Annotated in this window: 1 protein-coding gene; it reads right to left on the minus strand. The window is 63.9% G+C overall.

The genetic code is table 11. The features are described 5' to 3' along the window. A partial coding sequence (locus GFY24_RS40880) for an AMP-binding protein (protein WP_309231929.1) occupies nt 1-752 on the minus strand: 752 nt, incomplete at its 3' end. Nucleotides 753-787 lie beyond the last annotated feature (35 nt).

A 787-nucleotide genomic window follows, 5' to 3' on the forward strand; every position in this document is an offset into this window, starting at 1 on the left:
CCGGCGATATACAACTCACCCGCCACACCAACCGGCACAGGCTCCAACCGCTGATCCAACACCCATTCCGAAACACCACGAATCGGACCACCGATCGTCACCAAATCACCCACCGCCAACGCAGGGCCATGGTTCGTCACGATCGTGGCCTCGGTCGGACCATAAACATCGCAGAACTCACGACCCTCTGCCACCCAGCGGCGCACCAGCTCAGGCGGGCAAGCATCACCGGCGGAAACGACGACTCGCAGGTTGTCGAGCCCGTCCGGATCCACCGAAGCCAACATTGCCGGCGTGATCACGACGTGGGTCACCCGCTCGCGGCGCAGCAGCTCAGCCAACTCCGCACCACCGTAGATGTCGGGCGCGGCGATCACCATCGTGGCACCGGCGCCCACCGCGAGCAGCAACTCCGACATCGAGGCATCGAAGCTCGGCGACGCGCGATGCAGGGTCCGCGAAACCTCGGTCAGCGCATAGCGTTCCCGCTGTTCGCAATCGAGCGCGGCCAACCCGGCATGGGTCACGGTCACACCCTTGGGCACACCCGTGGAACCCGAGGTATAGATCAGATAGGCCGCATGCTGCGGCCGTAGCACGGTTGTGCGTTCGGAATCGGAGATCGGCTGGGCGCTGAAGGCCTCGCTGACCACGGCGGCCTCGTCGAGTGTCAACCAGTCGATGCCATCGGGTAGTCGTGCGCGCACCGATGGCACGGTCAAACCGATGACCGCTTTCGAATCGGTCATCATGTAAGTGATGCGCTCGGTGGGATAGGTCGGATCGA

The sequence above is a fragment of the Nocardia sp. SYP-A9097 genome (genome assembly GCF_009649815.1).
Taxonomy (GTDB): domain Bacteria; phylum Actinomycetota; class Actinomycetes; order Mycobacteriales; family Mycobacteriaceae; genus Nocardia.